The 18,736-nt window shown below is 47.4% G+C and carries 20 protein-coding genes; 16 read left to right on the forward strand and 4 right to left on the reverse strand.

Annotated features, from left to right (window positions below; all coding sequences use genetic code 11):
- The first annotated feature begins 89 nt into the window (after positions 1–89).
- Entirely contained in the window at positions 90–611 is a 522-nt protein-coding gene (locus BUB38_RS11200; protein WP_073160574.1) for a nitroreductase family protein, read from the forward strand.
- A gap of 116 nt (positions 612–727) precedes the next feature.
- On the opposite strand, the gene BUB38_RS11205 is transcribed toward BUB38_RS11200, so the two are convergent.
- Positions 728–997, reverse strand: coding sequence for a hypothetical protein (locus tag BUB38_RS11205; protein WP_139258423.1), 270 nt, complete (start codon positions 995–997; stop codon positions 728–730).
- Positions 998–1,181: 184 nt separating this feature from the next.
- Here BUB38_RS11205 and BUB38_RS11210 point away from each other — a divergent pair, with 184 nt between their 5' ends.
- From BUB38_RS11210 to BUB38_RS11280, 15 genes are all read left to right on the forward strand, one after another.
- Positions 1,182–2,078, forward strand: a complete 897-nt coding sequence (locus BUB38_RS11210; protein ID WP_073160578.1) for a hypothetical protein — start codon at positions 1,182–1,184, stop codon at positions 2,076–2,078.
- 36 nt (positions 2,079–2,114) lie between these two features.
- Entirely contained in the window at positions 2,115–2,579 is a 465-nt protein-coding gene (locus BUB38_RS11215; RefSeq protein WP_073160589.1) for a hypothetical protein, read from the forward strand.
- Between the two features lie 3 nt (positions 2,580–2,582).
- Positions 2,583–3,011 carry a type II toxin-antitoxin system HicB family antitoxin gene (locus BUB38_RS11220; protein ID WP_073160591.1) on the forward strand — a complete coding sequence of 143 codons (429 nt, stop codon included), beginning with the start codon at positions 2,583–2,585 and terminating at the stop codon, positions 3,009–3,011.
- 17 nt (positions 3,012–3,028) lie between these two features.
- Positions 3,029–4,153 carry a hypothetical protein gene (locus BUB38_RS11225; RefSeq protein ID WP_073160593.1) on the forward strand — a complete coding sequence of 375 codons (1,125 nt, stop codon included), beginning with the start codon at positions 3,029–3,031 and terminating at the stop codon, positions 4,151–4,153.
- Positions 4,154–4,236: 83 nt separating this feature from the next.
- A complete protein-coding gene (gene purB / locus BUB38_RS11230) occupies positions 4,237–5,679 on the forward strand; it encodes an adenylosuccinate lyase (RefSeq protein WP_073160595.1) in 1,443 nt (480 codons plus the stop codon).
- A 566-nt stretch (positions 5,680–6,245) separates the two neighbouring features.
- Positions 6,246–6,500: a hypothetical protein gene (locus BUB38_RS11235; protein WP_073160597.1), complete on the forward strand. Its 255-nt coding sequence runs from the start codon at positions 6,246–6,248 to the stop codon at positions 6,498–6,500.
- A gap of 48 nt (positions 6,501–6,548) precedes the next feature.
- Positions 6,549–7,739 (forward strand): iron-containing alcohol dehydrogenase, encoded by a 1,191-nt coding sequence (locus BUB38_RS11240; RefSeq protein WP_073160598.1) that lies wholly within the window; start codon positions 6,549–6,551, stop codon positions 7,737–7,739.
- A gap of 8 nt (positions 7,740–7,747) precedes the next feature.
- Positions 7,748–8,164 (forward strand): YunG family protein, encoded by a 417-nt coding sequence (locus BUB38_RS11245; RefSeq protein WP_073160600.1) that lies wholly within the window; start codon positions 7,748–7,750, stop codon positions 8,162–8,164.
- Between the two features lie 117 nt (positions 8,165–8,281).
- Positions 8,282–10,018, forward strand: coding sequence for a DNA/RNA helicase domain-containing protein (locus tag BUB38_RS11250; protein WP_073160602.1), 1,737 nt, complete (start codon positions 8,282–8,284; stop codon positions 10,016–10,018).
- A 49-nt stretch (positions 10,019–10,067) separates the two neighbouring features.
- Positions 10,068–10,898: a dihydrodipicolinate reductase gene (gene dapB, locus BUB38_RS11255; RefSeq protein WP_073160604.1), complete on the forward strand. Its 831-nt coding sequence runs from the start codon at positions 10,068–10,070 to the stop codon at positions 10,896–10,898.
- A 124-nt stretch (positions 10,899–11,022) separates the two neighbouring features.
- On the forward strand, positions 11,023–12,039 hold the full coding sequence (locus tag BUB38_RS11260) for an ABC transporter permease subunit (protein ID WP_073160606.1): 1,017 nt from the start codon (positions 11,023–11,025) through the stop codon (positions 12,037–12,039).
- Positions 12,040–12,086: 47 nt separating this feature from the next.
- Positions 12,087–13,100 (forward strand): aminoglycoside phosphotransferase family protein, encoded by a 1,014-nt coding sequence (locus BUB38_RS11265; RefSeq protein WP_073160608.1) that lies wholly within the window; start codon positions 12,087–12,089, stop codon positions 13,098–13,100.
- Between the two features lie 3 nt (positions 13,101–13,103).
- Complete coding sequence (locus tag BUB38_RS11270) at positions 13,104–13,529, forward strand: PTS sugar transporter subunit IIA (RefSeq protein WP_073160610.1); 426 nt, start codon at positions 13,104–13,106, stop codon at positions 13,527–13,529.
- A 162-nt stretch (positions 13,530–13,691) separates the two neighbouring features.
- Entirely contained in the window at positions 13,692–14,123 is a 432-nt protein-coding gene (locus BUB38_RS11275; RefSeq protein ID WP_073160612.1) for an ArsR/SmtB family transcription factor, read from the forward strand.
- A gap of 77 nt (positions 14,124–14,200) precedes the next feature.
- Complete coding sequence (locus BUB38_RS11280) at positions 14,201–15,397, forward strand: SO_0444 family Cu/Zn efflux transporter (RefSeq protein ID WP_073160614.1); 1,197 nt, start codon at positions 14,201–14,203, stop codon at positions 15,395–15,397.
- Here the strand turns inward: BUB38_RS11280 and BUB38_RS11285 are convergent.
- Genes BUB38_RS11285 through BUB38_RS11295 form a run of 3 tightly spaced genes read right to left on the reverse strand, consistent with a single transcriptional unit; the run spans position 15,388 to position 18,730 of the window.
- Positions 15,388–16,821: a hypothetical protein gene (locus tag BUB38_RS11285; protein WP_073160616.1), complete on the reverse strand. Its 1,434-nt coding sequence runs from the start codon at positions 16,819–16,821 to the stop codon at positions 15,388–15,390. The two genes, BUB38_RS11280 and BUB38_RS11285, sit on opposite strands and share 10 nt — an antisense overlap.
- Positions 16,818–17,789 (reverse strand): glycosyltransferase family 2 protein, encoded by a 972-nt coding sequence (locus BUB38_RS11290; RefSeq protein WP_073160618.1) that lies wholly within the window; start codon positions 17,787–17,789, stop codon positions 16,818–16,820. The genes BUB38_RS11285 and BUB38_RS11290 overlap by 4 nt, the downstream gene beginning before the upstream one ends.
- The gene (locus tag BUB38_RS11295) at positions 17,789–18,730 is read right to left on the reverse strand and encodes a glycosyltransferase (protein ID WP_073160620.1); all 942 of its coding nucleotides are present in this window, start codon (positions 18,728–18,730) and stop codon (positions 17,789–17,791) included. Before BUB38_RS11295 ends, BUB38_RS11290 begins: the two co-directional genes overlap by 1 nt.
- Positions 18,731–18,736 lie beyond the last annotated feature (6 nt).

Consider the following 18,736-nt stretch of genomic DNA (forward strand, 5'->3'; position numbering starts at 1 on the left):
TTTTTTGAAAAATGCTATTCCAAATGCGATTAAAGGCTGATAATTAGAAGAAAAAGGTTATATTCACCAAAAAAAGAGAGGTTTCTTCTATGGAATTTTTGGATTTGGTGAAAAATCGCTACAGTTGCCGCAAATTTTGTGACAAGAATGTTGAAGAAGAAAAGCTTCTGCAGATTTTGGAAGCTGGGCGTCTGGCTCCTACGGCGATGAATCATCAACCATTGAAGATTTTCGTTGTAAAGTCTGCCCAGTCGCTGGAAAAACTCCGCGGAATTACCCGCATGGCCTACAACGCCCCGGTTGTTCTTATGGTTTGTTACGACAAGGACTTGTGTTACCGCGCCCTAAATTACAACGACGAACACGAATGCGGCGATATGGATGCCAGCATTGTAACCACGACAATGATGATGCAGGCCACGGAACTTGGGCTTAACACCCTGTGGGCTCGCGGATTCAATGCGGTGGAAATCGCCCGCGGTTTTGAACTGCCCGAAAACCTGAAGGTGAGCTGCCTTTTGGATGTAGGCTACGCCGATCCTATCGAAGGTGGCCCCAGCCCCCGTCATCCTGTCCGTAAGGAAATGGGCGAACTGGTGGAAGAACTTTAATTTCGCTGTGTAAGGAACTAGGATAATTCCTAGATGCTTTCATGACATGTCAGAATTTTTTTGACATGTGTACTTGTTTTTCGCTGATGACGTTGTCAATAGGGTTGGTTAATCTTTTAATTTTCATTGTCCTTTCGGCTCCAGCTGTGTTCCTTGCCAATAAAGTGCTGATAAATGTTTTCCAAAGTTTGCAAATCCTTGATGGGAATATCAATATATTCATGATCTTTGGTGGCGTCCCAACCATGAAAGCGTAATTCAGCGCAGCCCAGTTCATAGTAGAATTCATTTTCTAGGCAATTCCTAAATCGATAGACGACGGTCCTTCTTGTACAGCGCATGTTTCGCCATTTTACAATATCCCTATTGACCTGTTTTGTTTTCATGATTTTGTCAATTTCTTTCCATTTCATGTGATGCCTATATGGTTTAAATTTGAATGTTTCTAATATAAATTTTTGAAGTGTCGTATTTTGTCATTTTTAGATTGTATATTAAGACGTGACAATAGGAAAATAGATTTAAAATGTTGTTATACTTGTGAATTCAATATAGACTGATGAGGGCTTTATGCGGTATTTGATTTTCATTCTATTATCCAGTTCGGTTGCGTATTGTGGCGTTGCTGCAAAGTGGTTTTGGGGATTTAGCTGGCCTGAATATAAAACCTATCAGGAAATTAAGAGTATTCGAAAAAATGTGGAAAAAATTGCTCGTTCTATGGACTCTGACGAGGATGATATTGGATGGAGTAAATCATATGATTCTGATGAGACAAAATATTATGATGGAATGCGAGAGTATTATGAGGAGAAATATGGTACCGATAAAGCGGTGGCGCTCGCTCTAATAAAAACATCAGAACGTTACAAGTTTGACATACTCAATGTCAACCGTATGGTGTATAAAGAAACATGTCCTATAGAACCTTTGACAGATGGAGAAATTGATGTAAAAACGCTAACGATGGTAAAACAAATTGGTTTCGTCAAAAAATCCGGTGGTTGGACTTATGATGGGTATTCTGTGAAGATGGGGATCCCTCGCCCTATTCCTATTTCTGTAAAGAAATATCCTCGCCAGTCTAAGGCAATTGAAGTTTCTTTTTCTCCCAAAATAAATCCTTCAAGGGAGAGAATTGCTCATATTTCTGTAGCAACGAACTTGCCAGATGGTTTTGACATACTTGTTCAGTTGAACAACGAACGTGTTGATTCTTTAGAGTTTGAACAAAATGCTACAGTTAAGGATGGAAAAATTGATATAACGTTTGGTTCGACTGAAATGCCTTTGCCAAAGGGCATATATTCCTTGTCTTTTAGCGGATATATTCTTGGCCAAGAACATGGAGTGGCTCAAGTTGTGGGAAATCGTTTTGAAAGGCTTTGTGGAAGGTATTCCTATGTTAATTGGGGCCTTGGCAATGATGTTCAGGCGAAAAAATTGATATTCTTTGAAGTGAGATGACGTTTTTTTGAATTTTGAAAAAAAGGAATGCTTTGCATGACTCTAGAAGAAATCAAAGAATATAACGAGAATTCCAGGAAGGAATTCGAACGTGGAAATATAAACGGGTATTTGGGTTATTTCATACCTTTTATCTTGTTTTGGGTTGGAATGTTGACTCCTGTTTACACGGATAATATTCTTGTGTGGACCTTTTCTTTAGTCCCGTTTTATGCCTATTCGTTTATTTTGGCAGCTGCATATTCGAATGACAAAACTGATGAATCAGTCATTGCTCCTGCGAGCCTCTCTTTTGTAACATCAGTTTGTCTCGCGATTCTTCTTTTTATTGTTCCTGAAAATTGGGAGACTATAAATACTATTTGCACGATGGGATTTGTTAATGTGTTCGGCTCTTTGCTTTACCTTTTCTTCCTTGCGCTTGAAACTTCAACAAATGTTTCCTTTGGAATGTTTTTGGGACCGCTTTTTTTGATGTTTCACGATAATAAAAAGGGATGAAGTATGTATTATACTGCAAAAATCGTTCAGGATTCAGAAGAAAATCGTGAAGCATATAATATCACGTTTCCTGATATTCCTATGGCGATTTCTTGTGCTTTTTCTATGCCTCAGGCAATTGAGTATGCCCAAGATGTTCTTGAATTAGTTTTGGAAGATGTACTTGACGGATGTATGAAACTTCCCAAAAGGACTGTAGAACCGGATGAGAAGAAGCATTTGTATCGAATTGATATTGGAGCGAGGATGACTGTAGCTCTTGAGGTTTGTCAAGCCAAAGGTCGCTCGAAGGCGAATTCTATCGCAAAGAAAATGGGGATAACTCCGCAATCATTTGCAAAACTAATGAAGCCGTCAAGTAACGTAAGTATTTCGATGCTTGAAAAGTTTGCCAAGGCTGTTGGCAAGAAATTAGAAGTGAAAATTGTGTGAATTGTTGAGCGAGGCGAATGATTATGTATTATGGAAATTATGATCCAAGCCTGTATTGTCATAAGTGTGGAGAAAAGCCTTTTTTCGGAAACTTAGTTCATGGGTTGTGTAGCGAATGCCTCGAAAAGGAAAGGCGAGAAAAAAAACTTGAAGAGATTCGTCGCATAAAAAATCGTGAAGATGCAGAAAAAAGAATACGAGAAATTCTTGAACAAAATGATAAATTCCATCGGGAAATGATGGAACAATCTGAACGACAGCATCAGCAACTTTTAGACGTCTTGTTGCCGTGGCAAGAATGTTGCCATTGCCATAGGCAAGAGAGAAAGGATCGCCTTGTTACAGAAGCTTCAAAAACATATTGTTGTGAATGTGGGCGAAAATTGGAAAAATGTTTTGTCTGTGAACAGGTTTATGTAAAAGAAGAACCTGTCTATGTGTATTCATGTGAAAACGAAGGGGCTGTTAATCAAGAAAAAGCCTTGATCGTTTGTGAAGAAAAGAGTATTTGCCCAACATGTTTTGCCAATGATCAGAAAGAAAATCCTGCGTTTTGGGAAAATCAGGCTTTATTGAAAAAATCCTATGAAGCACAGCCTGCTTGCGAAAAATTGGTGGAATTGGAAAAGAAAGAGATTGTTGGGCGAGAAAATGAAAAGCAAACTGTAGATGAAAAAAAGAATGAAGAGGCGGGTGTACAAAGAGTTCATGTTCGGGGCGTCAGCGCAATTATTTTGATTGTGGGCTTTATGTTGCCTGTAATAACGCTGCTTGTGGAATATTTTTATTTTGGCTGTAGCCGTCTTGATATGGCTAAATCTATAGGTGCTTTTGCTGGTGTGTATTTATTTGTTGGTTTGTTTAATTCAAACATCTTTGTGTTGTCAGTTACATTGCTTCTTTCTTCAGTTATGGCATTATTTGCTTCATTGGCGATTTATTTCGCTCTTTTGGCGTTTGGACTAGTCTCTTGGTGCATAAAAGCCTTGATTGAGCTTTTCTTTGATTGCATGGGAAGTCTCGATTTCATTACGGAAGGCTTCAATATTTTGATTACAGACGGTGCTTGTGTAATTTATTATTGCTTATGCTTGCTACTTGGTTGCCTGTTGGGAATCTTTTCTCAAAAAAGCGATCGATGAACATTTTAGATTAAAACTGAAAAATCATTTTTTCTACATTTTACCCCGAAAACATAAATCGGGGATAACCCAAAGGATAAATCATGCGTGATCAATTCGAAAGCCCGCTGATTCAGCGTTATGCTTCTAAGGAAATGAGTTTCATCTTCAGCCCGCAGTACAAGTTCCAGACTTGGCGCAAGCTGTGGATCTACCTGGCCGAATCCGAAAAGGAACTTGGCCTGCCCATTACCCAGGAACAGGTGGACGAACTGAAGGCTCACGCTACCGATATCAACTTTGACGTTGCCGAAGAAGAAGAAAAGCGCCGCCGTCACGACGTGATGAGCCACGTTTACGCTTACGGTGTGCAGTGCCCCAAGGCTAAGGGCATCATCCACCTGGGTGCAACTTCCGCTTTCGTTGGCGACAATACTGACCTCATCCAGATGCAGCAGGCTTTGATCATCGTTCGTAAGCGCCTCTGCCGCGTCATGGATAAGCTCTCCAAGTTTGCCATGGAATACAAGGACATGGCTCAGCTGGGTGCTACTCACTTCCAGGCTGCTCAGCTCACCACCGTTGGTAAGCGCGCTTGCCTCTGGCTCCAGGACTTGCTCATCGACCTGGAAGAAGTGAACTTCCTTATCGAAGTGCTGCCGTTCCGCGGCGTTAAGGGCACCACCGGTACCCAGGCTTCCTTCATGGACCTGTTCAACGGCGACGAAGAAAAGATCATGGAACTGGACCGCCGCGTTACCGCCAAGGCTGGTTTCAAGCGCGTTCTCACCATCACCGGTCAGACCTACACCCGTAAGTGGGACAACCGCGTAAACCAGGTGCTCAGCTCCATCGCTCAGTCCCTCCACAAGTTTGCTACCGACATGCGCCTCATGCAGGGCGTTAAGGAAGTGGAAGAACCGTTCGAAAAGACTCAGATCGGTTCCTCTGCCATGGCTTACAAGCGTAACCCCATGCGTTCCGAACGTATCTGCTCTCTGGCCCGTTTCGTCATGGCCCAGGTGAACAGCACCGCCATCACTCAGGCTACCCAGTGGTTCGAACGTACTCTGGACGACTCCGCCAACAAGCGTCTTGCCATCCCCGAAGCATTCCTCGCTATGGATGCAATGCTCATCATCGCTGAAAACGTGACCAACGGCCTGGTGGTTTACCCGAAGGTAATCGAAAAGCGCATCATGGCAGAACTTCCGTTCATGGCTACCGAAAACATCATCATGGAAGGTGTGAAGAATGGCGGCGACCGTCAGGAACTCCACGAAGAAATCCGCGTGATGTCTCAGGAAGCTGGCCGCGTCGTTAAGGAACAGGGTAAGGATAACGACCTCCTTGAACGCGTTCTCAAGAACGAAAAGCTCCAGAAGCTGGGCATCACCGAAGAAAAGCTGAAGGAAATTCTCGACCTGAAGAAGTTCGTCGGTCGCGCTCCTGGTCAGGTTGTGAAGTTCGTTACCGAAGAAGTTCGCCCGGCTATCGAAGCAGTGGAAGACTGGAATAATATCGACGCCGGCGAACTGAAGGTTTAATTTTGTCCTATAGCCTGCGCGATACTGCGTTGCTCGCCCTCTCACGTACGATTAGTACGCTACGAGGGCTTGCGCCTTGTCTCGCTTGACTCTAGAACAAAATTGAATGCCTGGTTCTAAAGCGAAATTTGATTCAGATATCATCCCTTCGACAAGCTCAGGGCAGGCTCTGAGCGTTAGCGAAGGATCTAGCAACTTTTAAAGTGCGGCTCCTATGGGGTTGCATTTCTTGTATTTGTTTCGTTTTTTCGAATTTTTGGACTCCATTTTAATTGGTTTATCGGATTTGGAGTCCATGTTTTTAGACAAACTAACGTAAAATGGCGGATTACCGTGTTGTCTAAGTTTTGAATGGACTCCTTTTTTTCATTGTTGTCCATTTTGGAGCCTATTTTTGAACAAGCATTATCGCGTTTGTTGAATACAAAGTAATAAAATGGACTCCAAATAAGCCTGGTTTGCCTCTTTGGAGTCCATTATTGCGAAAAATGACCTTGCGGTGGGTCACAGAACTTATGAAGAAAAATTTTATAATCAGTAATCCTTGAATTAATTATTTTTGGGCAATGGATCAGTGGGCTTTGACAATGGTAATTGGCGGATTAGGTCTGTTCTTCTTGGTGATGACCTATGGAGCCTTGATTTCTAGTAAGAAAAGCGGACATTATTCGTCTGGAGTGCCTCTTGTTGGTGGTACCCTTATTGCCATAGCCTTTTTAATTTCGCCCATTAAATGGCTAGCTTTTTTGGGCCTGCTTGATTATGGTTTTTGGATGATCTTATCAAGTCTTGTGAAAAATTTTAATGCTGGTAGGAAATAGAAGATTTTTAGCTTCATTGTTAGAAATGAAAACTTATATTTCCTTTCTATGAACAACTTTACCTTTTACAGTCCTACAGAATTTGTGTTTGGTCGTGCCACGGAATCCCAGGTGGGGGAGCTTTGCGCTAAGCATGGCGCATCCCGCGTGTTGATTATTTACGGTGGCGGAAGTGTGGTGCGATCCGGCCTTTTGGAACGCGTCAAGAATTCCTTGGCTGCTGCTGGAATTGCCTTTGCTGAAATGGGCGGCGTGCAGCCGAACCCCATTGATACCAAGGTTCGGGTCGGCCTTGAAATTGCCCGCGAATTTAAGCCGGACATGTTGCTGCCGGTAGGTGGCGGTTCTGTTATCGATACGGCCAAGGCTATGGCTGTGGGCTACTACTACGAAGGTGACTTCTGGGATCTTTATGAAGTGGTGGATGGAAAGAAAAAGGCTACGGGAACCCGTGCGCTGCCTATTGGCGTTGTGCTGACTATTCCTGCGGCAGGTTCCGAAGGCTCCGGCAATTCCGTCATTACTAATACAACGACGAAGGTGAAGGTGGGTATCCGCTATCCCATGCATCTTCGCCCGAAGTTTGCGGTGATGAATCCGGAGCTGACCATGACCTTGCCGGAATGGCAGACAGCCTGCGGCGTCAGCGACATGATGGCCCACATTCTGGAACGTTACCTAAGCAACACTCCCGACGTGCAGATTGGCGACCGCCTTGCCGAAGGTATGCTCCTTGCCATTATGGAATGCGCCGAAAAGGTCATCGCGAATCCCGATGATTACGAAGCCCGCGCCAACATTATGTGGAGCGCCACGGTGGCTCATAACGATACCTGCTCCATCGGCCGCGTCGAAGACTGGAACAGCCATGCCATGGAACATGAAATTTCCGCGGAGTACGACGTTACCCATGGCGCAGGCCTTGCGGTGATTTTCCCTGCATTCCTGCAGTATGGTGCCAAGCATAATCCTCACAAGATTGCCCAGCTGGGACATCGCGTGTTGGGTATTGCAAACTCCGGCGACGAAGCTGCCGACGCCATGGCTGCGGCCCTTGCCATGAAGACTTGGCTACACGACAAGCTCCATATGCCTGTGACTTTCGCGCAACTTGGCATAGAAAACCCCAACCTGGAACTTCTCAACGAACGCCTCCACAAGCTGAAGGGTGAAGTTCTTCACGGCTACATGGATCTGGACGCCGCCGCCACTATGGAAATCTACAAGCTGGCTTTGTAAGGTTCGTTGTGTCGGGAAAGTCCTATAAATTTTACGGTTGGGAAGGTGCGCCTGAAAAAGTGCTGCACCTTTACGATCTACTTTCCGAAATCTGGTGCGTTGAAACTTGCGCGCCCCGCCTTCGTCAAAAATGGTCCCGCAAAAACAAGACTTGCGGACAATGTTCCATTACCGCATTTTTAGTGCAAGATCTTTTGGGTGGGGATGTGTATGGCATTCTCCGGCCGGAAGGTGGTGTCCACTGCTATAATGTAATTGGAGATCGTGTTTTTGACTTGACCAGCGAACAGTTCGGCAGTGAAAAGCTTTGCTATGAGGGTAATGCATTGCAGTCTCGTGAGGTTCATTTTGCCAAGGAAGAAAAACGGCTTCGTTACGAGATGCTGAAATCTCGATTGTTAGAGGTTATTCCGGGGCATATTTAAAAGGGTTGCCTTCGCTTTTTAGGAATCATCCGTTCTGGATGATTCCTTTTCTATTTATTTAAAAGTATGCGTTTTTTATTTATGATATTATATTCCTTGTAAAGAAGGATTTTTTTTATGTCTACTATTCGTAAGCGCTTGTCTACTGAATCTACCTCACGTTCCGAAATGGCCATTTTCGATATGGCCTCCTGCTTGGATGAAAAATGGAATGTGTGGATGAATGTTCACCTGAATTTTGCCGTGAGAGGCCGGGGTAATGATGTGGACCGCGAAGTGGACTGCATCCTTTACCACAAGAAGTATGGGATGCTCCTGATTGAATGCAAGGACGGCCAGATTTCTACGGAAGAGTCGCAGGGTTCCGAAAACGGTTTTATGTGGAAGCAGGGAAACCGCGTGATGGAACGTTCTCCCGTTCAACAAGTGCAGTCCTTGATTTATCCACTTCATGATCATTTTAGCGGTATGTTCCCCAAGGATGAAGGGGCAGGCTATCACCGGGTTCGTGTGCAGTGGGCCGTTTGTTTTGCGGATATGGATAGCGTTGGAAAAATTGGCAGCAATGCCATGCAACCTAAACGCGCGATTTTAAAGTCGGACCTGAAAAGCTACAATACTTTGGAACGTAAGGTCAAGAAAATCCTGGAAATGAAGGAAGAATCTCGGGGAGGAAATCCCTTCCCCAATGATGAACTTTCGGATGAAAATTTTGACAGGCTGGTTTCGTTCCTGGGTTGCTTTGATGAACCTTCCTGGCCGGAACTTTGGGATATGCAGGCAGAAGCCCGTGTGCGCCCGACGGAAATTCAGGAAATGCTGATGGAGTCCATTGTTCGTAACCCGCGCATGCGTATCGAGGGTGTGGCTGGTTCTGGAAAGTCGTTGTTGGTGCAGTGGGAGGCGACCCGCCTGGCTCGCGAAGGGAAGCGGGTTGTGGTTCTTTGCTACAATGATTTGCTGGCGGAACACATGCAGCAAAATTTTGTGGAGGCTGGCCTAGATGAATCGCAGGTGGTGATGTCTGGATTCCATAAGTTGGCGGCTAAATATGTGCGCCTGGCCAAGGTCAAGGGTGTTGCCCGCAAGGAACCGGATGATGCTAAGGAGAAGGCTGAATATTTTGAATCCATGTCGGTCTTCTTTAAGGAGGCTCTGGAAAAATTACGTGGCAAGAAGAATCGCTTTTTTGATGCCCTGATTATTGATGAAGGACAGGACTTTGCCAACGATTGGCTTGATACGGCTTTGCTTCTGTTGAAGGATCCAGAAAAGGGGATTGTGCGATTCTTCTATGATTCCAAACAGACTTTGTACAAAGGCCGCGAGGTTCTGGGGAATGCTGCCATTAATGCCATGCCTGTAATGGTTCTTAAGCGAGGCTTCCGCAGCACCAAGAAAATTTTGAACTGGGTTCATGACGTAACGGATATCCGTATCCCTTGTTACGAAGATACGGTGCCTGGCCGTGAGGTAGATGTTCGCCTATATGACAAGCCCGAAGACCAGGTTGAAATGTTGCGGAAGGTGGTTCTGGATCTGAAAAAGAAGGGTGTCGAACCTAAGGACATTCTGGTTGTTTCATTGAGAAGCAAAAATCATTCCGGCCTGGCGTCGTTGAACGATGATGTATTCCAGTGGAGCGATGTGAGCGATTCTTTGAACAGTCTTGCCATAAACATGGTGTCGGCCTACCGCTATAAGGGCTTGGATAAGCGGGTGGTTATTTTGACGGATCTAGAACCGTCCAAGAATGACCCTGGCGCGCCTCATAGCAATGCCAATCTGATTTTGGTGGGGGCTACCCGAGCCAAGGAACATCTGGTCGTTTTCAAACAGCGAAAGAATTTCTAAAAAATATTTTTTCTATCTTGTCTCCTGTAAATAATTACAGGAGTTTTTTATGTCCGTTCAAGTAATGGTAAATGGTATTCCGGGAAACATGGGCAAGATTGTGGCCGAAACCTGTGTCAAACGCGGTTTGGAACTGGTCCCGTATTCCCTGACTGGTGAAATCATCGTCGAAAATGAATCTGAAGTGGCTGGCAAGACCATCCAGCTTCTGAAGCCCAGCAACCGCGAAGAACGCATCGGCGAAGTCCTTGCCAAGTACCCCAACCTCATCTGCGTGGACTACACTCATCCCACTGCCGTAAACGACAATGCCGCTTTCTATGTAAAGCACAAGATTCCGTTTGTCATGGGAACTACCGGCGGTGACCGCGACGCTCTCCTGAAGCTGGTTGCCGATGCAAACCATCCTAGCGTGATTGCTCCCAACATGAGCAAGCAGATTGTTGCCTTCCAGACCATGATCGAATGGCTGGCTACTGAATTCCCCACAGCCTTCAGCGGCTACAAGCTTTCTGTGGTTGAAAGCCACCAGAAGACCAAGGCTGACACCAGCGGAACTGCACGTGCTGTGGTTGGCTCCTTCCAGAAGATGGGCTTCAGTTACACTCCGGACGATATCGAAAAGGTCCGCGTCGAAAGCGAACAGATGGAACGTATGGGCGTGCCCGAAGAATACCTGGGTGGTCATGCATTCCACACCTACAGCCTGGACAGCGAAGACGGCACCGTCCACTTCGAATTCCAGCACAATGTGTGCGGACGTAAGATCTACGCCGAAGGTACCGTTGACGCCGTGAACTTCCTTGCTGAACAGATTGCCGCCGGCACAGCAAAGCCCTTCAACATGATGGACGTCCTCCGCTCCGGCAAGATGCGTTAATCAGCTTAAAGGTTAAAGGATAAAGTTTATAGAAGAATAATGCGAGGCTAAGCCTCGTTGATGAAGAGCGGCGTAGCCGCCTAGCTAAGTTCTTTAACCTTTCCGCTATCACCTCGTCGCTAATATGCGTTCTTATATCCTTCGACGTTTGCTGCTGATGATCCCGACTCTTATCGGGATTTCATTGGTGTGCTTTATCCTGATTCAGCTGTTGCCTGGTGGCCCGGTAGAAGAAATGATTTCCCGTGCCCAGCAGGCTGCTGCCATGAAGGGTGGGGTAGATGCGTCGAAGGCTCTTTCTCCAGATCAGATTGCCCAGATTCAGGCTTATTTCGGTTTCGACAAGCCGGCCTGGCAGCGGTACCTGACCTGGCTCTGGAACGTACTTCATTTGGATCTAGGGAACAGTTATACTTACGGTCTTCCTGTGTGGGACGTAATCACTAGCCGTTTCCCCATTTCTCTTTTCTTTGGTTTTACGTCATTCTTCTTAAGCTACTTGATTTGTATTCCGTTGGGACTGTGGAAAGCGGTTCATCATGGAAGCAAGCTGGATACCTTTAGCAGCGGCGTGATTTTTTCGGGCTATGTGATGCCCGGTTATGCCCTTGGTATTTTGCTGATTATCTTTTTGGCCGGCGGTTCTTACCTGGATATTTTCCCCCTGGGCGGTTTGACATCAGACGAATTTGAAGATTTCACGTTCTTCGAAAAGTTAGCGGATCTGGCGCACCATCTGGTGCTGCCTATCTTCTGTTATATGATCAGTGAATTCGCCTTCTTGACCTTTCTCATGAAAAACTCCGCCTTGGAGGAGCTGGGCCGAGACTATATGCGAACTGCCCTGGCCAAGGGCATGAGTTTCAACCAGGCTTTGGTACGCCACGCTCTGCGCAACGCCCTGATTCCCATTGCCACCCGCCTGAGCGAAATCTGCACCCTTATGTTTGCCGGAGCGCTCTTGATCGAAAAGGTTTTTGATATCGATGGCATGGGATTGCTCTATTACAATTCCATGGTAAACCGTGACTACAATGTGGTTATGGGGATTATTTTCCTGAGCAGTCTAATGGCCATGGTGGGCCGCCTGTTCAGCGATATCCTTTATACTTTGGTAGACCCGAGAATTAAGTTCTCGTAATAAAGATTGCGGTACCTTGACCGCTAATTTTATATATATTCCGTACTATGAATAACGAAATTGTCTCTTCTGCAGTTAAAGATTTTCTTTTGGCTCACGGCTATGCCGCGGATTTTGAAATTACAACCATTGCCGGTGCCGGTTCGGGACGCAAGTACTACCGCATTGCCAGTGGCGATAAGTCCTGTGTACTTCAGGTTTCCGCATCTGTAGATGACGACTTTAAGCGCTTTGTAGATTATTCCGCCGCCTTCCGTGAATTCGGTCTGCCTGTGCCTCGCGTGTATTTTGTGGACGAAGCAAGTTGCTCTGTGTTGCAGGAAGATCTGGGCGCACACAACCTGCTGGATGAAATTCTTCCGTCTGGTCAGAACAAATCCGGCAACGTCCGCATCCTGTATCCGGTGGTGATTGACGCTCTCGTCAAGTGGCAGGAAGTTTCTCGCTCCCTGTTCAGTTCCCGCTCCGACCTTTGGCTCCGTCGTTTTGACTTTGCCGCCCTCAAGTGGGAAACCGACTACTTTACCGAAAACTTCCTGAAGGCTCATAAGGGAATTCAGGAAATTCCTCAGTCGGTGTTGAACTTCTACTCTGTGCTGGCCATTTCTGTGGATGCTCAGCCCAAGGTACTTTTGCATCGCGACTTCCAGAGCCAGAACATTATGGTGAAGCCCGATTCTGAAGTTGCCTTCGTAGATTATCAGGGCGCCCGTCGCGGTTCCATGTTCTATGATCTGGCTAGCCTCCTGTGGGATCCTTACGTGAGCCTGTCTCTGAACGAAATCAAGGACTTCTTTGAATACTGGCGCACCATGTTCCGCGAAACCAAGACCTATACACAGGAAGATGCCTGGGAAGCCTTTATCCATGCAAGCCTCCAGCGCGTGATGCAGGCCATGGGTGCTTATTGCTTCCTCTCTAAGGTTAAGGGAATCCAGAAGTTTGAACAGTACATCGAACCGGGTAAGGCTCAGCTCCGCGTACTGTTCGGTGAATTCAAGAAGATCGCCAAGGTCACCGAACCGGAAGTCTTCGAATTTATGGATAAGGCACTGGCATAGCCCATGGCTCTTGTTTATACAAAATTTTATGCAGCAGAAGAAACCTTTGGCCGAGCCTTGGGTTTCGCTTATGATGCTCTTGTACATGGTCCCTGCTCCTTTGATGCTAATGCGACATGGAAGGGGCTTGTGGATCGTGTGAAGCAGGGCGTGTATATGGGGGAGGGCTTGCTCTTGCCTCATACTCGTGTGCCGGGACTAGCTGAACCGTTGATGGCTTTCGTAGTTTGCCCCGAGGGTCTGACGGATGTTGAAATCCGCGGTGGTGAAAAGGCGAAGTTCATGTGCGTGCTGTTGTCTCCGGCGGAGTCTGCAATGGCCCATACCACTGTCATTGCAGACATGGCTCGTAAGATGCTGGACTCTGAATGGAAGACTAAGGCTTTGGCGGTTAAGACCGACGAAGAAATAAGGGCCTTGTTTGGATAGCTGGATTGTACAGCAAATTTTTAAAGGGACCGCGCCAAGGCGTGGTCTTTTTTTATGAAAAATAATGTGGACCACTTGCAGGGAAACGTTTAACTTTTTATATTAGTAGTTGAATGATTGTTCAACTATTTGTTTGGTTGAACTGAGATCCTTGAGGTAACAATGGCTGAAATCGAATTAGAAGGAACCGACTGTAGCTGCATTCACGAAGAAGTGGTGAATGCTATTCGTCCTATGATGCCTGAGGATGAAAACCTTATGGATCTGGCGGATATCTTCAAGATTTTCAGTGATTTTACCCGCGTCAAGATTCTTTGCGCCTTGATGCGTGCCGAAGTCCATATGGCTTCCCACAAGAAAGGAATTAGCAAATGCCATGGGAATGACTGTCGCCCGGAAATGTGCGTCAGCGATATTTCGGTCTTGCTGAATATGACCAAGTCTTCCATTTCCCATCAGCTTCGAATTTTAAAACAGTCTAATCTGGTGAAGTACCGTAAGGAAGGGAGCGTTGTATATTACTCCCTGGCCGATGAACACGTTAAGATGATTTTTAATCAGGGCATGGCCCATGTCATGGAGGATGAAGATTAACGGCAAAGGCTGTTTTTCTTTCTCTTAAAGGTTGAAAGATTGTTCAACTATTGAATCTTAAAAAGAGGAATAATATCATGGAATACGTAACAATATTTCTTTCTGCATTAATAGAACTCTTTGCCGAAATGGCGCCCTTCCTGCTTTTAGGGTTCCTATTGGCGGGAATTTTGCACGTGTGGGTTCCCAGATCCTTATATGTGCCTAAGATAAGTAAGCCTAACTTCAAGTCGGTTCTGCTTTCGGCGCTATTTGGAATTCCGCTTCCTATTTGTAGTTGTGGCGTAATCCCTACGGCGGTGGCCCTACGTAAGGAAGGGGCTAGCAAGGGTGCCAGCGTCAGCTTCTTGATTTCTACGCCTGCTACTGGGGTGGATTCCATTCTGGCGACTTATTCTCTGCTGGGACTGCCTTTTGCCATTCTCCGTCCGGTGGCTGCATTTGTCTCTTCGATGTTCGGCGGGCTGCTAACCAATCTGGTAACGCGGGGCGAGGCTGAAGATGACCTTTCGAAAATTGCGGTTCCCAAAAGTGAATGTGGCTGCGGCAGTTGCGGTCACGACCATAAGGAACACGACGAACATGAGAATCACGAATGTTGCTGCTGCCACGATCACGACCATGATGAACATGAGGAACGCAAGTGTTGCTGCGGTCATGAAGAAGTGCATGGTTGCAGTTGCTGTCTCGATGAACACTCTTCTGAAAAGGCGAACGGTTTTGTTGGAAAATTGAAGGAAACTTTCAAGTACGGCTTCGGCGATTTATTGCCTGAAATTACCCGCTGGCTTTTGGTCGGTTTGGTTTTGGGTGCCTTGATTGCTGCCTTCGTTCCCAATGAATTGTTCATGTCAATTCGCGAGTATCCCATCCTCTGCATGTTTGCCATGCTGTTGATCTCCATGCCCATGTACACCTGTTCCACAGGCTCCATCCCTCTGGCTTTGGCCTTGATGGCAAAGGGACTTCCTCCTGGTGCTGCCTTGGTGTTGCTGATGGCTGGTCCTGCAACAAGCATTGCATCTATGGTTGTGGTGGGTAAGACTTTTGGCAAGCGTACTTTGATTGCCTACCTAATCAGCATTGCTGCCGGAGCCTTCTTCTTTGGATGGCTGGTGGATACGTTCATGATGGACACCTTCCTTAGCACCATAACTGCAAATGGCCACTACGGGGATGGTGATGGCCTGGGATGGTTCGATTACAGCTGTGCCGCTGTTCTTGCCTTATTGATTTTGGTGGGATTTATTCCCAAGAAGGGGCATCACCACTGAATGGATCCGAATCCGTAGGTTCTGTAGCCTTCGTAATCTCCGAAGAATCGTGAGTAACCGGCACGGATGCTCATCCACCTAAAGGGATAGAATTCCAGCTTGCCGCCTACTTCGTAATACCTGAATGAGGTTTCATCATTCAGGTATTTTTTGTCGATGGCGCTTTCGGGAGTGTGAATGTCGGTAATGTTTCCGCCGAATGCGGTATCCTTGGCGACGGCGCTGGCAAGCAATGTTCCGCGGATGAGGGCGTCTTTCAGCAGACCGGATTCTACGCGGTAGAGACCGCTAACTTCGGTGTAGAGTTCCTGACTGTTGGGGCCTAAATCGCTGCCCATGCTCTGGGCGTAGCTGGCATAGGTGTAAGCGCCGCCTTTGTGGTGGGTGTAAACCCAAGGTTCGATGCGGGTGTATTCCCCATACCAGTTCCAGAGCGTCTTGCCGAGACGCAGGCTGTCGCGGGCGATGCCAACAGAGGCTGCCCACTTATTGCCCCACCAGGAATCATCAAACATGGAGGTGGGGGACTTCATGTCGTCCCAAAGCAGTTCGCCGTAGAAATCCCAATGGGGAATGGTCTTGACGCTTAGATCAAAGGCTAGGCCGATGTTGTCTTGATCTCCCTGCAGATGTTCCTGGAAAACGTAAGGGATAAAGGGAATCATGTAGGACCATTCAAAGTCGCGGCCGCTGCTATCGGCGTCCAGGTTGGGGTTGGAGCCTGCGGGTTCTGTTGTGGTTCCATAGAGGGCCGTTTCGGAAAGTCCCAAGGTAATGTTGGCCGGCAAGTTCAGGTCAAGACGATGGACGTGTAGATATTTACCGTTCCCTTTTTTCTCGAAAAGCTTCATGCCGTACTGGGAATATACGACAGGGCCCACTTCAAACTGATAACCGAAATAGGGCGTAGGGGCCGGGTCGCTAATGCGGCTACTGCTATCTTGCCAAGGGCGGTAGTTTGCCTGTTCTCCGCGGAGAATCACATGGTTTCGACGGGCGGGACCCATGTCCAGGTAATCAAAACCGCCAAGCAATGTTACGGCGGAAAGCTGGTAGCTGGCGTGTGCGGCGAACAGGTCCCAGGTACGCTTGGTGTCGCTCTGCTTGTTGTAGGGAACGCCTTCGTTGGGGTTGTAGAAATGGTCGGCGATATCGCGGTTGGTAAAGTCGGTGCTGACTTTTACTCGGGCAGCGAACTGGAAGGCATCTGTAAAATGACCATCCAAAAACAGACGCACCGACATGGCGTTGTCATAATGGGTGGGGGTGTTGCCTTGACCTGGAATTTTTTCGTAATTGGTAATTGCCAGGGAATCCAACAGCTGGGCGTGTATATTGACTTCGTAATTTTTTGACGTATCGACTACGGTAAAATGAGCCGATGCATAAACGGCTAACAATAGAAGGGCGGCGACGATTCTCATTTGAAGGCTTCCTTCAACAAGGCTAAATGATGGCGGAGGTATTCCCTCTTTTGTTTGGCGGAGGCTCCTGCCAGACAGCGGGGAAGGGCGGTCAATATGCGGACAAGGCTACGGGTCATGCGGAATAACTTGGAAAGCAGAAGTCCGCGGAGTCCGAAATGCTTGCGGAACACGTATTGCTGGGAGCGGTCATGCTGCAGGGCGCGACTGAGGCTGTTGCTTGCGGAGCCGCCACCCAGGTGGGTGATGGGGGCGTTCTGTGCGATGTAGAAGCGTGCGCCCAGTTTGCGGAATCGCAGGGCCAGATCCGCATCTTCGTAGTACATGAAAATTTTTTCGTCGAACCCGCCTACGGTTTCCCAGAGGGCTCGGTGCAGCATCCAGCAGACGGCACTTGCCCAGTGGACTTCCTGAAGACCATTTTTGTCGGCGGGGGCGGGTGTGCCCTCTAGAATGCGGGCGGCACCTGATTCGCTGCGGAAGGCGTTTAGGAAAAACGGAATGGCTCCAATTCCGTCGGGGCCCAGCCCAGCAAAAAAATTGTTCTGACGGCTGCCGTCTGCGTTTAGCGTTGTAGGCGCGATGATCGCTTCGTGGCCTGCTTCTGCAGCCTGGTCAAGATTCTTTCGCAACGTCACGATAGCTTCTGGATTGAATCGCGTGTCGTTGTTGAGAAGGCAGATGGCGTCGAATTCTATGCCGTCTGCGATGAGACCCTTGATGGCCCCGTTGTTGGCGGCGCCAAAGCCCAGGTTGCCTTTTTGCGGGTAGAGGTGTACCCATGGAAAGTGGGCTCGGATTTTTTCTACTGTTCCGTCGGAACTTCCATTATCGGCGATGGCTACGACGAAATGATCTGCAGTTTCTGCATCGTTGGCAGAAACCAGGGGCAGCAAATCTTTAAGGCAGACCTCGGTCAAGGCCCATCCGTTATAGGTAACCAAAATAATGGCAGTCTGCTTTTCCATCAGGATTTCCCAAAAAGTTTTTTAGCCAGTGGTAATCCAAGGGCGCTAAAGAGAATCTGCTTTAATCTGGTGACTGCAGATGTCTTTAAGAAAAGGTCATCTCTGTGGGCAAAAACCCAGGGGAGGAATCGGAAAGCGGTTGTGTGAGCTGTCTTGTATTGAGTCCAGCGCAGGTGCTTTTTCGCGAAATTGATTTCCCCGTCATTCATTTTGAGTCGGTCTGCGTTGGCGATAATTGTCTCGTTCCAGGAAATTGCCGTGGCCAGGGTCTTGCTCATGCAAGGCGTGGCGACACCTCCAACGGCGTTGCCTCCGTGAATGCGGTAGCTGGCGACGGTTTCATCGATGGCGACAATGCCTCCGTTCTTCAGGGCCATCATGGCGATCCAGCGGTCGTGTACGGTGACTCCTTCTGGAATGGGGAGGATCTCGTTCAGCAATTCTACTCTGAAAAGAGAAATCATTCCCGTGACGTTGTTGATGCCGGCAACCTGGCGGCAAATGTTGGAGTCCTTGCTAATATGGGCGAGGGCGCGCCAGGAATCTGCAGTCTTGTTGCCTTGACCGTCTATGATCTGGGCGTCTCCAAATGCAAGGGCCTTGCTGCCGATGCCCTGGACCAACTTTTCGTTTTTGGTTGGATTCCAGATGTCGTCCTGGTCGGCGAGAGCGATGAAATCTCCCGGCTGTACAAGCTGTCGAGCGTATTCCAGCGCTTTCGAAAATGCGGCTCTGTGCCCCGTGTTGGTTTCATTTCTGTAAAAATGGAGGGGGAGCTTTTCTCTATAGCTTTCTACAATTTCGCAAGTCCTGTCAGACGAGGCGTCGTCAAGAATGGTGACGGATTTTGCCGGAAGGGTCTGCCATGCAATGGAACGGAGCATTTCATCAAGATAGCGCTCGCCATTATAGGTGCATAGGACAACGTGTACAGAGTTCATTGCCCT

This window comes from Fibrobacter sp. UWH5, from assembly GCF_900142505.1.
Classification (GTDB): Bacteria; Fibrobacterota; Fibrobacteria; order Fibrobacterales; family Fibrobacteraceae; genus Fibrobacter.

What these genes read in the sequence shown, in the direction of transcription:
- BUB38_RS11200 (WP_073160574.1), top strand. Translation starts at nt 90, where the DNA reads ATGGAATTTTTGGATTTGGTGAAAAATCGCTACAGTTGCCGCAAATTT.
- BUB38_RS11205 (WP_139258423.1), bottom strand. Translation starts at nt 997, where the DNA reads ATGAAAACAAAACAGGTCAATAGGGATATTGTAAAATGGCGAAACATG.
- BUB38_RS11210 (WP_073160578.1), top strand. Translation starts at nt 1,182, where the DNA reads ATGCGGTATTTGATTTTCATTCTATTATCCAGTTCGGTTGCGTATTGT.
- BUB38_RS11215 (WP_073160589.1), top strand. Translation starts at nt 2,115, where the DNA reads ATGACTCTAGAAGAAATCAAAGAATATAACGAGAATTCCAGGAAGGAA.
- BUB38_RS11220 (WP_073160591.1), top strand. Translation starts at nt 2,583, where the DNA reads ATGTATTATACTGCAAAAATCGTTCAGGATTCAGAAGAAAATCGTGAA.
- BUB38_RS11225 (WP_073160593.1), top strand. Translation starts at nt 3,029, where the DNA reads ATGATTATGTATTATGGAAATTATGATCCAAGCCTGTATTGTCATAAG.
- purB (WP_073160595.1), top strand. Translation starts at nt 4,237, where the DNA reads ATGCGTGATCAATTCGAAAGCCCGCTGATTCAGCGTTATGCTTCTAAG.
- BUB38_RS11235 (WP_073160597.1), top strand. Translation starts at nt 6,246, where the DNA reads ATGGATCAGTGGGCTTTGACAATGGTAATTGGCGGATTAGGTCTGTTC.
- BUB38_RS11240 (WP_073160598.1), top strand. Translation starts at nt 6,549, where the DNA reads ATGAACAACTTTACCTTTTACAGTCCTACAGAATTTGTGTTTGGTCGT.
- BUB38_RS11250 (WP_073160602.1), top strand. Translation starts at nt 8,282, where the DNA reads ATGTCTACTATTCGTAAGCGCTTGTCTACTGAATCTACCTCACGTTCC.
- dapB (WP_073160604.1), top strand. Translation starts at nt 10,068, where the DNA reads ATGTCCGTTCAAGTAATGGTAAATGGTATTCCGGGAAACATGGGCAAG.
- BUB38_RS11260 (WP_073160606.1), top strand. Translation starts at nt 11,023, where the DNA reads ATGCGTTCTTATATCCTTCGACGTTTGCTGCTGATGATCCCGACTCTT.
- BUB38_RS11265 (WP_073160608.1), top strand. Translation starts at nt 12,087, where the DNA reads ATGAATAACGAAATTGTCTCTTCTGCAGTTAAAGATTTTCTTTTGGCT.
- BUB38_RS11270 (WP_073160610.1), top strand. Translation starts at nt 13,104, where the DNA reads ATGGCTCTTGTTTATACAAAATTTTATGCAGCAGAAGAAACCTTTGGC.
- BUB38_RS11275 (WP_073160612.1), top strand. Translation starts at nt 13,692, where the DNA reads ATGGCTGAAATCGAATTAGAAGGAACCGACTGTAGCTGCATTCACGAA.
- BUB38_RS11280 (WP_073160614.1), top strand. Translation starts at nt 14,201, where the DNA reads ATGGAATACGTAACAATATTTCTTTCTGCATTAATAGAACTCTTTGCC.
- BUB38_RS11285 (WP_073160616.1), bottom strand. Translation starts at nt 16,821, where the DNA reads ATGAGAATCGTCGCCGCCCTTCTATTGTTAGCCGTTTATGCATCGGCT.
- BUB38_RS11290 (WP_073160618.1), bottom strand. Translation starts at nt 17,789, where the DNA reads ATGGAAAAGCAGACTGCCATTATTTTGGTTACCTATAACGGATGGGCC.
- BUB38_RS11295 (WP_073160620.1), bottom strand. Translation starts at nt 18,730, where the DNA reads ATGAACTCTGTACACGTTGTCCTATGCACCTATAATGGCGAGCGCTAT.